Raw genomic sequence first — 12,595 nt, 5'->3', positions numbered from 1 at the left:
GCAAGATGGACAATCATCCTTCCTGCAGGCGCCTTCACAAGATACCTGCGCATACTTTCAAAGATCCGGGGAAGTGGCCTCAGCGCCGTTCCCGTGTGCTGCGAAGTTTCCTTCGTAGCGAGCCGCCTATTATGCCGGACTTTTCGAGTCCGTCAACACCTTTCGTTCGATCATCTCGTTCGGCGGTGGTGGCGTCCCTTGTGTCGCTGAAGCCCCTTGTTGGCGACCCCTGCGACGGGGGAGGGAAAGTATGTCCCTATTCGCGGCCTTTGTGAAGGGGGTGTGGCAACTTTTTTCATCGGATGTTGCATCCGTTCATCCAGAAGGTCCTGGCAGGGACTATTCCGCGGAGAGCAGAAGCAGCCGAGCGTGGGCTCGGCTCTACAAGAGCACAAGGAAGGGCCGGCTTGCGCCGGCCCTTCCTTGTTGTCAGGCAGCGACCAGGCGCACGCGGGCGAAGGTGCGCTTGCCGACCTGCAGCAGGCCCTCGAAGCCGGGCTGCAGCACCTGCTGGCCGTCTTCCACCACTTCGCCGTCCACCTTCACCGCACGCTCCTTGAGCTTGCGGTTGGCCTCGGAGTTGCTCGGCGTCAGGCCAGCAGCGGTCAGCAGTGCGGCAATACGCAGGCCTTCGGCCGGGATCGACACGTCCTGCAGCGGCAGCTGGGTGATATCGCCCTGCCCCGTAACAGCCGCTTCCCAGCCGGCAATCGCCTGTTCGGCCGCTGCGGCGTCATGGAAGCGGGTAGCCAGTTCACGCGCCAGGCGCAGCTTCACCACGCGCGGGTTCAGGCCAGCGGCGATCTGCTCGCGCAGGGAGGCCGCTTCGGCCTGGCTGATATCGAAGGACAGCAGCTCGATCCAACGCCACATCAGGGCGTCATCCACCTTCATGGTCTTGGTGACGATGTCGATGGCCGGTTCGCTGATGCCGATGTAGTTGCCCAGCGACTTGGACATCTTGTTGACGCCATCCAGGCCCTCCAACAACGGCATGGTCAGCACCACCTGCGGCTTCTGGCCGTGGTGTTCCTGCAGGCCACGGCCCATCAGCAGATTGAACTTCTGGTCGGTCCCCCCCAGCTCGACGTCCGCTTCCAGGGCCACCGAATCGTAGCCCTGCACCAGCGGGTACAGGAATTCGTGGATGGCGATGGACTGCTGGGCGGCGTAGCGCTTGGCGAAGTCGTCGCGCTCGAGCATGCGCGCCACGGTGTGCTGGCCGGCCAGGCGGATCATGTCGGCCGCGCTCATCTTGCCGAACCACTCCGAATTGAAGCGGACCTCGGTGCGGCTGCGGTCCAGCACCTTGAACACCTGCTCTTCATAGGTACGGGCGTTGGCCAGCACGTCGTCGCGGCTGAGCGGCTTGCGGGTCAGGCTCTTGCCGGAGGGGTCGCCGATCATGCCGGTGAAGTCGCCGATCAGGAAAATGACCTGGTGGCCGAGGTCCTGGAACTGACGCATCTTGTTCAGCAGCACCGTGTGGCCCAGGTGCAGGTCCGGCGCGGTGGGGTCGAAGCCGGCCTTGATGCGCAGCGGGCGGCCTTCCTGCAGGCGCGCGCGCAGATCCTCGAGTTTGAGGATCTCGTCGGCACCGCGGCCGATCAGGGCAAGGGCTTCTTCAATCGAGGACACGTGACTACTCCCGGCAACGCCGTTTCTTATGTGGGGTGTTAAAGCGAAGTTAACCCGATCGGCTTCACAAAAGCCAATAGGCACAAGGGTTTGACGCGAATTTGTTAGGTGTCTATGTTACCGGCGTTTGGGCCCGCGTTCCCGGGTCAGCCAGAGACCGACATCTGATGCTCAATTCCGATCAAGGCCGCGCACGCAAGCAGCGCTTCCAGGAACGACTCCACGTCCTGCACGACAACGCCCTGCACCGGAAGCTGAGGCAACACCTCCCCGCTGCGTTCAATGAGCGCTGGACGCGCCGTCATTGGATGCACGCCAGCCTGTTTGTGACCATCGGCGCACTGGTGGCCACGATCGTGCCGGGCTTCTCGCACACCATCGATGCCCCCTACGCCGACAGCCATACCAGCCTGGCCCTGCCGTTGCCCCCGCTGGCAATGGCCCGCCAGCAGCAGATCCCCGGCGACAGCTGGCAGGTGCTGCGGGTACAGCGTGGGCAGACCCTGAGCGACCTGTTCGACAAAGCCGGCATCTCCGCGACCACCCTGCACCGGGTGCTGGACCATCCAGGTGCGCGCGAATCGCTGACCAAGCTGCGCCCGGGCGCCGAGATCGCCTTCGACATGCCGCTGTCCGGTGACCTGCGCAGCATCCGCTTCGACCGCGACGCCGACAACCGGGTCGAGTTGAGCCTGAGCGGCGATGACATCAAGGAAACGGTGACCAAGCGCGAGACGTCCACGCGGACGGTGGTCACCAGTGGCGAGATCACCAGCTCGCTGTATGCAGCGGCACGCCGCGCCGGACTGTCACCGTCGGCGATCGCGACGATGACCGACGACATCTTCAAGTACGACATCGACTTCTCCAAGGACCTGCAGCCGGGCGACCGCTTCAGCGTGGTGATGGACGAGACCTGGCGCGAAGGCGAGAAGGTCGATACCAGCAAGATCCTGGCGGCGACCTTCACCACCGGCGGCAAGACCTATTCCGGCTTCCGCTTCGACCGCAACGGCAAGTCCGAGTACTACGACATCAGCGGCCGTTCGCTGAAGAAGAGCTTCATCCGCATGCCGATCCCGTTCGCGCGGCTGAGTTCGACCTTCGGCGCGCGCAAGCACCCGGTGCTGGGCAAGATGCGCATGCACAAGGGCGTGGACTACGCCGCGCGCACCGGTACCCCGATCATGGCCGCCGGCGATGCGCGGGTGCAGTTTGTCGGCGTGCAGCGCGGTTACGGCAATGTGGTGATCCTTGACCACGGCCGTGGCCACACCACCCTGTACGGCCACATGTCGCGCTTTGCCGGGATCAAGAACGGCCAGCGCGTGGCCCAGGGCACGGTGATCGGCTACGTCGGCTCGACCGGCCTGGCGACCGGCCCGCACCTGCACTACGAATTCCGGGTCAATGGCGAGCACCGCAACCCGCTGACGGTGACCATGCCGCCGCCGGAGCCGCTGAAGGGCGCCGAGCTGGTGGCCTTCCGGGCGCAGACCGCGCCGGCGATGGCCCGCATCCAGGGCATGGAGAAGCTGATCTACGCCGACGCCAGCCCCGCACCGGCCGCCGAAAGCGCGACCACCGAGGTGGCCAGCGCCAAGGACAAGGCGCCGGCAGGCCGCAAGCGCGGCTGAGCCTTGCGTTGACGAAGAAGGACACGGCAGCACAAGCTTGCCGTGTCCTTTTTTTATGCCCGCCATGAACACCACTGCCGATCCGTCCCTTCCCCTCTACCTGGGCCTGATGTCGGGCACCAGCGCTGACGGCATCGATGCCGCGCTGGTGCAGTTCCCGGCCGACGGAGGTTGCCGCTTCGTGCATGGGCTGACCGCCCGCTGGGAGCCGGTGCTGCGCGCGCGGCTGGTAGCGCTCGGCGAAGGCGGCCCGCTGCAGTCGCTGGAAGAGCTGGGCGAGCTGGACGCGCGGATTGCGATCAGCTTCGCCGCCGCCGCCAACCAGTTGCTGGACGAGGCCGGTGTCGACCGTTCGCAGGTGCGGGCCATCGGCTCGCACGGGCAGACCGTGCGCCATCGACCGTTGGCCGACCCGGCCTTCACCCTGCAGCTGGGCGACGGCAACCGCATCGCCGAACTGACCGGCATCACCACGGTGTGCGATTTCCGCCGCCGCGACGTTGCCGCCGGCGGCCACGGGGCGCCGCTGATGCCGGCCTTCCACCTGGGCATGCTGGGTGCGGCCGATGAGGACCGTGCGGTGCTGAACCTGGGCGGGATCGCCAACCTCACCCTGATTCCGCGCGAAGGCGTCGTGCGCGGCTTCGATACCGGCCCAGCCAATGCGCTGATGGATGCCTGGTGCCAGCGCCATACCGGGCGCAGCTTCGACGCTGACGGTGCCTACGCGGCCAGTGGCGCGGTGGATGACAGCCTGCTGGCCGGCTGGCGCGCCGACCCGTGGTTTGCGCTGCCACCGCCCAAGAGCACCGGGCGCGAGCAGTTCCACCTGCCGTGGGCCGAAGCACACATGGAGGAAGGCCAGTTTGCCGCCGCCGATGTACAGGCGACGCTGCTGGAGCTGACCGTGGCGACGGTGGTGGATGCGCTGCTGGCCCAACAGCCGCACACCCGCCGGGTACTGGTATGCGGCGGCGGTGTGCGCAACGCGCAGCTGATGCGGCGGCTGGCGGCGCGACTGCCGGGCGTGGTGGTCGAATCCACGGCACTGCACGGGCTGGACCCGGAGTATGTGGAGGCGATGGGGTTTGCGTGGCTGGCGCAGCGGACGATGGACGGGCTGCCGGGCAACCTGCCGAGCGTGACCGGGGCGAAGGGGCCGCGGATTCTCGGGGCGATCCATTTGGCGTGAGGGTTGGCCCCATCCACGCATGGCGTGGATCTGCCGGGCCTGCCTATCCACGCATGGCGTGGATCTGCCGGGCCTGCCTATCCACGCATGGCGTGGATCTACTGGGCAGTCGCGGGGGCTAGTCGAAGCCTTGGCCGGCAGGCAGCGCCTGCAACGCGGCGATCGCGTCGGACAGGGCGTCGACTTCGGGATCGCCGAAGCCGGAGCGGACCTCCAGTTCACTGCTGAACAGGCCCTGCTCCAGCAGGACCGCGCAGGTCTGTTCGTGGGTCCAGCCTCGGGCAACCGAGACCCGTTTGATGCGTTCCAGCAGCAGCGGGTCCAGGTCCCGCAGCACTACATCGGCCATGCTCACTTCCCCGTTCGCAGGGCACCGCCCCCTCGGCGCGTCGGGGCGATCATCCCGCAGTAAGCGCGGACAGGCAATCAGGCGGTGGGTGACGGCCCACGATCAAGGATGCGTGGCCACAGCCAGGCCAGCAGCAGCATGGTCGGCACCACCGTGACGGCGCTGAGCATGAAGAAGGTGCTGTAGGACGTCGCTTCCACGATGTAGCCGGAGACGCCGCCGACGAACTTGCCTGGCAGGTTGGCCAGCGATACCAGCAGGGCGTACTGGGTCGCGGTGAAGTTGCGATCAGTCAGCGAAGACATGAACGCCACCAGCACCGTGCCGGCGAAGCCCTGGAACAGGTTGTCGGCACTGAGCGCAGCGTAGAACGCCCACAACTGCCCCGGATTGTGTGCCATCAGCAGGAAGGCCAGGTTGGACAGGGCCACACCCAGCGCCGCGACAAGCAGCATCCGGCGGAAACCGAAGGCGGCCACGGCGATACCGCCGAGGAATGCGCCGCCAATGCCCATCCACACACCGAACAGCTTCGATACGGTGGCAATGTCGGCCTTGTCGAAGCCCGAATCCAGATAGAAGGGACCGGCCATCACGCCGATGACCTGGTCGGGAAACTTGAAGAACCCGACGAACGCCAGCAGTGCCAGCGCCAGCGCCATGCCGTTGCGGCTGAAGAAGCTGGTGATGGGCTGCACGAACGCTTCGGCAATGTCGATGCGGCGCTGGACGGCGTTGGCCGGACGCTCGGGCTCGCGGCAGAACAGGGTGGTGATGATCGGCAGGATCATCAGTGCGGCCATGGCCAGATAGGCAATGATCCAGCCTTCGAACTGTGCCAGGTACAAGGCGCCTGCACCCGCCAGGATCAGACCGATGCGATAGCCCAGCGTGTACGTGGCGGCCAGGGCGGCCTGCGCGGTCTGCGGCGCGATCTCGATGCGGTAGGCGTCGACCACCGAATCCTGGGTGGCGCCCGCAAACGACGCCACCAGTACCCAGGCCACCAGCGGCCACACGCCCTGCTCCGGCCGCACGAACGCCAGTGCAACCAGGCCCACCAGCACGAGGATCTGCGAGACCAGCAGCCACGAGCGGCGGCGGCCGAGGAAACCCAGCAACGGAAACGCGTAGCGATCCAGCAGGGGCGCCCAGACGAATTTGAGCAGGTAGAAGAAGCTGGCCAGGCTGATCAGGCCGATGCTGCCCAGATCGAGGCCGACATCGCGCAGGCGGGTGGACAGGGTCTGCGAGGCGATCAGCAGGAACGGCAGGCCGCTGCCGAAGCCCAGCAGGGCCATGGTCAGCGCCGAGGGCGTGCCGAACGCACGCTTGATGCCGGCCCAGCCCTTGTAGCCGGCCGGCTTGGCGGCCTCGGTCACAGGTCGTAGTCCACGATGAACGGTGCGTGGTCGGAGAAGCGCTGGTCGCGGTAGATCGAGCAGCTGCGCAGGCGGTCACGCAGGCCCGGGGTGATGAACTGGTAGTCGATGCGCCAACCCACGTTGTTGGCACGGGCGGCACCACGGTTGCTCCACCAGGTGTAGTCCTCACCGGTCGGATTGAGCAGGCGGTAGGCATCGGCCCAGCCGCGACCGCTGGCCACATCGGTGGCCTGGCCGTGGTCGGCGCACAGGGCATTGAGCCAGTCGCGCTCCTCGGGCAGGCAGCCGGAGTTCTTCTGGTTGGACTTCCAGTTCTTGATGTCCAGCGCCGAGCGGACGATGTTCCAGTCGCCACACAGCACGTAGTCGCGGCCGCTGCGCGCCCACTCTTCGAGGATCGGCCGCAGCCACTCCATCACTTCGAACTTGAAGCCCTGCCGCAGGTCACCCGAACTACCGGACGGAATATAGAAGGAGACCACGCTGAGGTTGCCGAAGCGTGCCTCGATGTAGCGGCCTTCGTCGTCGAACGGCGCCCAGCCCAGCGAGGTGATGACCTGGTCCGGTTCGCGCTTGCTGTAGATCGCCACGCCGCTGTAGCCCTTCTTGGTGATGGCATCGCGGTAGAAGCAATGGTGGCCGTCCGGGCGGAACATCGGGTCGGTCAGCTGGTCTTCCTGGGCCTTGGTCTCCTGGATGCAGAGGACGTCGGCATCCTGGCCACGGAACCAGTCGAGGAAGCCCTTGGTGGCGGCCGAGCGGATGCCATTGGCATTGAAACTGATGATGCGCAAATCTAACCCAACCTATTGTTTTATATGATTTTATGGCTGGACGATATGCTCTCGTACCAACGCACGTACCAACAATTTTTGGCGCTGTGTACCAACACCTGAGCCGAGGCAAAGCCTACTTCTCGCGCTGCCTCTTTTCCACAGGTCACAGACACCTTATGACTGCTCCTGTTAGTAATTGTACTAAGCTAGCCTAATCACGGCGACAGATCCGCCACCACCTCGAGCGCGCACCATGCAGTCCCTCCCCTACCCCCACACCTTGGCCCTGCCGATCGGCCAAGCCATGATCGACAGCCCTGCTCAGTTCGTGCCACTGGCCTCAGCGCGCGCCCGCCTGGGCTTCCCGTCGCCTGCCGACGACTTCATGGACGAAGCGATCGACCTGCACCGCTTGCTGGTTCGAAACCCGGCCGCCACCTTCCTCTATCGGGCCGATGGATGGTCGATGAGCGGCGCCGGCGTCAGCGACGGGGACATTCTGGTTGTGGACCGGTCAGTCACCCCGCAGGCCGGCGACCTCGTCATCGCCATCTGGGACGGGAACCAGCCCACGTGCAAGGTGCTGCAGCTGTTCGAGAGCCACATGGAGCTGCACTCCGCCAATCCAGATTTCCCGCCCATCGTCCTCGAGCAGCCCACCGAGGTGGAGGTGTTCGCCGTGGTCGGGGTTGTGCGCCAGATCAAAAGGCGGGGCGGCCATGTTCGGGCTCGTTGACGGGAATAATTTCTACGCCAGCTGCGAGCGCGTGTTTCAGCCAGCACTGCGCGGCGTGCCGTTGGTAGTCCTGAGCAACAACGACGGGTGCGCGATCGCTCGCTCGGCCGAGGCAAAGGCGCTGGGCATCAAGATGGGCCAGCCAGCACACGAGCTGAAGCACCTGGTGCGTCGGAACGGCCTGCAGATGCGCTCGGCCAACTTCGGGTTGTACGGGGATATGAGCGGCAGAGTGGTCGCGATCCTCCGGGATGCGGCGCCGCGAGTGGAGGTCTACAGCATCGATGAGAGTTTCATCGACCTGGACGGAGTGCGGAACCGGCTACAGTTCGCGCGGGATCTCCGGCAGCGTGTGCACCGCTGGACCGGAATTCCCAACTGCATTGGCATCGGGCCCACGAAGACACTGGCCAAGCTGGCCAACAAGGTGGCCAAGAGCGCCGACGGCGTGATCGACCTCGGGGACGCGGCCTACCGTGACTCTGTACTGCGCACCTTCCCGGTCGGGGATTTGTGGGGCGTTGGCCGTCGGCTGGCGCCGCGGCTGGAAGCCATGGGCATCAGCACTGCCGCTGCTCTGCGGGACGCGCCGGCGGACGACATCCTGGCCGCCTTCGGAGTGACGCTGGCGCGCACCCAGCGTGAACTGCAGGGGCACCCCTGCATGGAGCTGGAAGAAGTGGAGCCGGACCGCCAGCAGATCATGGTCAGCCGATCGTTCGCTGACAGAGTCGAGGACCACGAAGCCGTTGCCCAGGCGCTGGCCACCTTCGCCGTGCGCGCCTGCGAGAAGCTGCGTGCCCGGGGCCTGGTCGCCGCTGGCGTCTGGGTGTTCGCCCATTCCGATGTCTTCCGGCCAGAGCTGCGGCAGCACAACGCCAGCAGGACCGTGGGCCTGCCCGCGTCGACCGCAGACACTACTGTGGTGCTGGGCGTCGTGCGCAAGCTGCTGCGCGGCCTGCTTCGCGACGGGATCGGATACAAGAAGGCAGGCGTGGCGCTGCTCGACCTAGCCAGGCCGGATGAGCTGCAGGCGGATCTGTTCGGGCCGACGGTGGTCGGCAATGAGAGGTTGATGGCCACCATGGACCGGATCAACCAGAAGTTCGGCCGCGGCACGGCCGGCCTTGGCGCATCGGGTTGGCAGGCGCGGCCAGCCTGGGGCATGCGGCAGCACATGCTTTCACCGAACTACACAACCTCCGTTCACGAGATCCCGCCAGCTAGATGCTAACTCCGGCGTAGCTGTGATTACGGACGACCCAAAAGGTCGACCCCGTTGTCTGGCACTTCGGGTTTACTCACGAACAAATACTTAGTCTTGCCGTCTCCAACTTGAGTAGTTCGAACCCGGACCGTGGAGCGTTTATGCAAAGCCTCGTGAACTGTCTCCAGCTCACCAACAGAACGGTCAACTTTGCCACGTATTACCTCAGAGTTCGGGAGACGAAACTCGAGAGTTCTCGTCACAGGGAGCACGCCAATCAGAACGCCTGAAAGGGTCTGCTCGTCCTCTAGGATGTTGGCGTCCTCAAGTCGGGCCACACTCCTTACAACTTCAAGACTGTTAGAGAAACTAAAAGTTTTATGTGCAGTAGAGACCGTGCACAACGCTCCATGCTGATGCAGAATTTCTGCAAAGGCCCTAACAGTGGCAATGGCACGTCGATCAAGGTCTACGACCGCTTCCGCAAGGGCGTCATCTTCTTCCTGAGATGCAGCCTCCAGTAGTATTTGCGCGCGTTCGACCGCCTCTGATACGGCTCCGCCTTCTACCAGCTCACGATTTCGGCTCTCCAGCTCGAATCCAAAAGAACCGACAGCTGTCCCCGTTATCAGCATCTCAAAATCAGGGCGATCGGGTAGTGGGCCCCGCGCCGCAAGCACCCCTCTCAAGGAGGCACCGACGGCGGATACGGCGTCTGAAAACGCCACCATCGCTTTGGCGCCAAACGAAGCAGAAATACCGTAACTACCAACAACCGGCGAACCTTTGAAGGTTACACGCGACTGAAAGTGATTCCCTGGATCTTCATCCTGCTGTGTCGTGAGCTCCTTAAGTCTGCGCTCCAACCCTATCCGGGTGAACACATCCTTGGGCCCAGCAAGGCGCAACAACCTTGAAACTTCAGCGATTTCACTCTTGAGAGAGTTCTTTTCAAAAGTCCTCATTGGGCCACCTCGGCTGCCTGCAGCATGTCCCTTGCGAGCCCATCGAATTCTGGGTCAAGACTCACTTGCAAAAAGCCCTTCCAAGTACCACTCCTAGTGTGCCCCCATACGCTCGACCAATACGCAGAGTTTGCAACCAAGTACTCCGGCGTGGCGCCATTCAATTCAACAAAATACGCGTCACAGCAGTACGTCTCTCTCGGCTCTAAGAAAAGCTCAGGCTTGGCTACGAACGCCGCCTGGTGATCCAGATCCGGAGGCGTATCAAGGAACGTCACAAGGTCGATATCGCCAGGCGCTCTTCCTTCAAGCGTCTCCACATCAGTACAAAAACTGCCGTCTATCCATTGGAAACCAGATGTGAACCCAAGCGCGTGAAGGTCCGCCCTGTAACGGAGAAATCCGTCAGCAATCGCGCAGCGTTGAGGCGTGGTAGACAGCTTAGCGATGATGTCTGCAACCGTGACCTCATAGGGCGAGCGCTGCCGAGACACCGGGCTATCCGCATCATAGGGAGGGAGTAGGCCTGCCGCGTTCCATTCTGGCACAGTCATTGGAGACGTCCGGTGTCAAATTCCGTGAAACGCGAACGTTAAGGCATGACGAGGTCTACGGCAAACGCCGGCCTTAGCAACAATACTAATTGATGAAATTCTCACTAGCTGAGATGCCCCCTTCTTCCAGACACAGCCAAATACTCGCTGAGTCAGGCGGCCAGCCGGTGCTCGTAGAACGGGTGCCGCTTGTCGTCAAAGATCCGGTACAGAGCGGCCAGGTCGGTGGGATCGGGGTTCAGCCAGGCGTCCACGTGCTCGGGCTTGATGTTGATGATGGTGCGGTCGTGGCCAGCGGCCGCCACCTCGGGCTCCGGATCATCGGTAATGGCCGCAAACGACAGCAGATCCGGCTCCTTGCCGGACGGGTCCACCCAGTGCGACCACAGGCAGGCCACCAGCATCGGCTCGCCCGTGCGCGGGGTGAACTGCACTACCTGGTTCTTGCCGTCCGGCCCCTCCACGTTCTCGTAGAAGGTATCGACCACCATCAAGCCGTGGGTGTGGCCGAAGGCCGGCGCCCAGAACTTCTCCAGGCTGTCGCGGCGGGCGTTGTAGGTGCCCGGGAAACGCTGGTCGTAGTTGGCCGGCTTGCCGGCCAGCCGGCACTGATAGCGCATAGGCTTGATCGTCAGCTTGCCGCCCTCCGAGACGATCACCGGGGCGTAGACCCCGGGGAAGATCCGGCTGTCCCGGTCCTTGCCCTCGGCGCGCTTGAGGTCGGCCAGCTTGCCCATCGCGCGCTCGATCTTGTTGCCAGCGATCCGCACGTCCTCCCGGGCCTTCTTCGTTTCCTTGGCCTGCAGCGATCGCTCCGCATCGGCCAGGCGCTTGCGGTTGGCGAAAAGCTCCTGCTCCAGGATGGCGGCCTCGGCCTGGTTCCACTGCTGGATCTCCGCCCACACGGCCCGCTCTGCCGCGCTGGTGCCGGCTCGGAACGCGTCATCCATCGCCTTCGGGGTCTTCGGGCGCTTCTTGCCCGGGTCGTGGGCGTAGAGCGCGGCGAACTCCTGCAGCGACACAGTGGCGCCGGTCATGCGGACCAGCTTCTGGTAGGCGGCTTCGATCTGGGCGGAATAGCACATGGCCGCAATCTGGCCGCAGCCCGTGTTTAGCCAGCGTGAGGCCGAGCCTCAGTGGCCGGTCACGTCGATGAGGACGAAGTGCCCGGACGCGCTGAACTGCGTCACGTTGTCGGCTTGGGGGATCAGGGCCGCAGCCCCGGCGTAGTAGAACCGCCCCGCGCTTCCGGAGCCGGTCCCGTTCCCTTGCGGCCCCGCCAGCCGGAATCCGACATTTCGCTCGATCCTCTGGCACGAACGCGACGAGATCACCCCGTAGCGCCGCCCGGTCGGAACCTGCACATAGGCGCCCCCGGCCGCATCAAACGGCGACGTGGCCACGCCCACGATGCGCAGCGGCTTCGCCCAGGAGGCAAACGCCAGCTCTCCGGTGTGCTCACGGTAGACCTCAATGCCAGTCTTTCCGGGCGTCCCCGTCACCACCGAGTCATACACCCACACTGTGCCAAACACCGTGGTGGCGCCAGTGTAGGCGGTCACGCGCCAGTTGTTCCCACCGAGGCTCGTCAGCACCACGCTTAGCCCGAAGTTGGTGTTCGGTCCTGTAACCGCTACAACGGGGCTCTTGGCCTGAAAGTCCCTGGTGACGTATCGGGTCACGACGACGCCGGACACCTCGTAGGCGACAGCACCAGGCTCGTTGATATCGAACTTGTGCCGCAAGTGGAAGTTCAGCAGATCGCTGCGAACCTGCACCGTCCCCTGCGGGGTGTATGCCTCAAAGCCTGCTGGCATGTCAGTGCACTCCGTAGAAAACAGTCGCTGGAACCAGCGTGAAGACTGGCTGTCCGTTGCCATCCACATCCGTGCCCCAGTACACCCTGCCGTCGGAGTACCACACAGTTGGCGTGCGGCCAGGCTGTGCCGGCGGCGGCACCACGTAGAAGAAGAAGTCCCCAGGCGGCAGAGGCCCAACCCATGCAGAATTCCCATGCACTGCATCGGTCTGGACTGTGCCAAGGAAGATGCCCAGGCGCGTTGTGTAGTCAATCTCCAGCGAACCATCTGGATTGAACGTCTGAATGCCTGCTGGCATTGAAGCTGCTCCTGTCCCAGTAGAGATGGGCGGGAGGG

13 protein-coding genes are annotated in these 12,595 nt (G+C 64.2%); 4 read left to right on the top strand and 9 right to left on the bottom strand.

Annotated elements, in window-relative coordinates:
* Positions 1–429 precede the first annotated feature (429 nt).
* Complete coding sequence (tyrS, locus tag GIW57_RS22795) at positions 430–1,638, bottom strand: tyrosine--tRNA ligase (RefSeq protein WP_100461955.1); 1,209 nt, start codon at positions 1,636–1,638, stop codon at positions 430–432.
* 167 nt (positions 1,639–1,805) lie between these two features.
* Here tyrS and GIW57_RS22790 point away from each other — a divergent pair, with 167 nt between their 5' ends.
* Positions 1,806–3,275: a peptidoglycan DD-metalloendopeptidase family protein gene (locus GIW57_RS22790; RefSeq protein WP_089241321.1), complete on the top strand. Its 1,470-nt coding sequence runs from the start codon at positions 1,806–1,808 to the stop codon at positions 3,273–3,275.
* 64 nt (positions 3,276–3,339) lie between these two features.
* Positions 3,340–4,467 (top strand): anhydro-N-acetylmuramic acid kinase, encoded by a 1,128-nt coding sequence (locus GIW57_RS22785; RefSeq protein ID WP_236512999.1) that lies wholly within the window; start codon positions 3,340–3,342, stop codon positions 4,465–4,467.
* 118 nt (positions 4,468–4,585) lie between these two features.
* Here GIW57_RS22785 and GIW57_RS22780 read toward each other — a convergent pair whose 3' ends face one another.
* From GIW57_RS22780 to GIW57_RS22770, 3 genes are all read right to left on the bottom strand, one after another.
* Positions 4,586–4,816, bottom strand: a complete 231-nt coding sequence (locus tag GIW57_RS22780; RefSeq protein ID WP_025879428.1) for a hypothetical protein — start codon at positions 4,814–4,816, stop codon at positions 4,586–4,588.
* 77 nt (positions 4,817–4,893) lie between these two features.
* Positions 4,894–6,198 (bottom strand): MFS transporter, encoded by a 1,305-nt coding sequence (locus GIW57_RS22775; RefSeq protein WP_236512997.1) that lies wholly within the window; start codon positions 6,196–6,198, stop codon positions 4,894–4,896.
* Positions 6,195–6,995: an exodeoxyribonuclease III gene (locus GIW57_RS22770; protein WP_099819668.1), complete on the bottom strand. Its 801-nt coding sequence runs from the start codon at positions 6,993–6,995 to the stop codon at positions 6,195–6,197. Before GIW57_RS22770 ends, GIW57_RS22775 begins: the two co-directional genes overlap by 4 nt.
* Positions 6,996–7,230: 235 nt before the next feature.
* On the opposite strand from GIW57_RS22770, the gene umuD reads away from it, so the two are divergent.
* Together umuD and GIW57_RS22760 are read left to right on the top strand one after the other, a co-directional pair.
* Entirely contained in the window at positions 7,231–7,713 is a 483-nt protein-coding gene (gene umuD, locus GIW57_RS22765; protein ID WP_236512995.1) for a translesion error-prone DNA polymerase V autoproteolytic subunit, read from the top strand.
* Positions 7,697–8,947: a Y-family DNA polymerase gene (locus GIW57_RS22760; protein WP_236512993.1), complete on the top strand. Its 1,251-nt coding sequence runs from the start codon at positions 7,697–7,699 to the stop codon at positions 8,945–8,947. The genes umuD and GIW57_RS22760 overlap by 17 nt, the downstream gene beginning before the upstream one ends.
* Positions 8,948–8,964: 17 nt before the next feature.
* Here the strand turns inward: GIW57_RS22760 and GIW57_RS22755 are convergent, their stop codons facing one another.
* The 5 genes from GIW57_RS22755 to GIW57_RS22735 all read right to left on the bottom strand — a co-directional run.
* Positions 8,965–9,885: a hypothetical protein gene (locus GIW57_RS22755; RefSeq protein ID WP_236512991.1), complete on the bottom strand. Its 921-nt coding sequence runs from the start codon at positions 9,883–9,885 to the stop codon at positions 8,965–8,967.
* A complete protein-coding gene (locus GIW57_RS22750; RefSeq protein WP_236512990.1) occupies positions 9,882–10,439 on the bottom strand; it encodes a hypothetical protein in 558 nt (185 codons plus the stop codon). Before GIW57_RS22750 ends, GIW57_RS22755 begins: the two co-directional genes overlap by 4 nt.
* Before the next feature lie 152 nt (positions 10,440–10,591).
* The gene (locus GIW57_RS22745; protein WP_236512988.1) at positions 10,592–11,524 is read right to left on the bottom strand and encodes an SOS response-associated peptidase family protein; all 933 of its coding nucleotides are present in this window, start codon (positions 11,522–11,524) and stop codon (positions 10,592–10,594) included.
* Positions 11,525–11,572: 48 nt separating this feature from the next.
* On the bottom strand, positions 11,573–12,256 hold the full coding sequence (locus GIW57_RS22740) for a hypothetical protein (RefSeq protein WP_236512986.1): 684 nt from the start codon (positions 12,254–12,256) through the stop codon (positions 11,573–11,575).
* Between the two features lies 1 nt (position 12,257).
* A partial coding sequence (locus GIW57_RS22735; protein ID WP_236512984.1) for a hypothetical protein occupies positions 12,258–12,595 on the bottom strand: 338 nt, incomplete at its 5' end.

The organism is Stenotrophomonas sp. PA-6-5C (genome assembly GCF_021605635.1).
Classification (GTDB): Bacteria; Pseudomonadota; Gammaproteobacteria; order Xanthomonadales; family Xanthomonadaceae; genus Stenotrophomonas; species Stenotrophomonas lactitubi.
The sequence above is the reverse complement of the archived record's forward strand: the minus strand, read 5'-3'. Positions and strand labels throughout refer to the sequence as shown.